The 986-nt window shown below is 62.4% G+C and carries 1 protein-coding gene; it reads right to left on the reverse strand.

Annotation, left to right across the window (positions count from 1 at the left end):
- The coding region (locus JBO08_RS27970; protein WP_220075309.1) for an AMP-binding protein at positions 1 to 986 on the reverse strand (986 nt) is incomplete at both ends.

Below are 986 nucleotides of genomic sequence, written 5' to 3' on the forward strand. Positions count from 1 at the left end.
GCGACCGCGTCACCGCCGAAGCAGTACACACGAACAGCCGGTGGGTTGCCGTCGCGTTCAGCGTGTTCGGCCAGCTGTTGCAGGTACACCGGCGGGAACACGGCCATGGTCACGTTATGGCGGTGCATTTGTTCGTAGGTGTATTCGGGCAGCCACAGGCTGTCGTCACGGATCAGCACGCTGGCACCGTTGATCAGTGGGTGCATCCAGCCTTCGTGGGCGCCGTCGAAAGCGAATGACATGAAGTGCAGTTCGCAGTCCGCCGGGCTGGTTTCGTAGCGCTCGCCGGTCGCGATAATGTGCGCCACCAATGGGCCGTGGGAGACGGCCACGCCCTTCGGCATGCCGGTAGAACCGGAGGTGTAGATCACGTAGGCCAGGTTGTCGCCATCCAATTCGACGTGCGGTGCGGTATCGCTGTAATCGCTCCAGTCTTCGGTGCGATCAATCGCCAGGCTATCCAGGCCGTCGGGGATCGGCAGTTGCTGCAACGCGCTGGAATGGGTCAGCAGCAGTTGGGCGCGGCTGTCCTGCATCATGTACAGCAGGCGATCACGCGGGTATTCGATATCCAGCGGCACGTAGACACCACCGGCTTTCATCACCGCAAGAAACGCCACCATGCTCTCGGCACTGCGCGGCATGGCAATCGCCACGCGCACTTCGGGGCCGACGCCTCGGGCGATCAAGGCATGTGCGAGGCGGTTGGCCTGGCTGTCCAGCTGGCCATAGCTCAGGGTTTGCGCATCGAACTTCACCGCCACCGCATTGGGGTTTTCAGCCGCGCGGTCGGCGAACAGTTCATGGACCAGGCGCGTGGCCGGGAAGCCAGAGTCGGTGCGATCCCACAGCTGGAGAATGTGCTGTTGCTCGTCACGGTCCAGCAGGTTCAACTGACCAATGTTCTGTTGCTGATCGGCAACCATCGCCTGCAAGAGGTTCTGCCAATGCCGCGCCATGCGCTCAATGGTGGCAGCGTCGAACAG

The sequence above is a fragment of the Pseudomonas sp. LAP_36 genome (assembly GCF_019456785.1).
GTDB lineage: Bacteria > Pseudomonadota > Gammaproteobacteria > Pseudomonadales > Pseudomonadaceae > Aquipseudomonas > Aquipseudomonas tritici.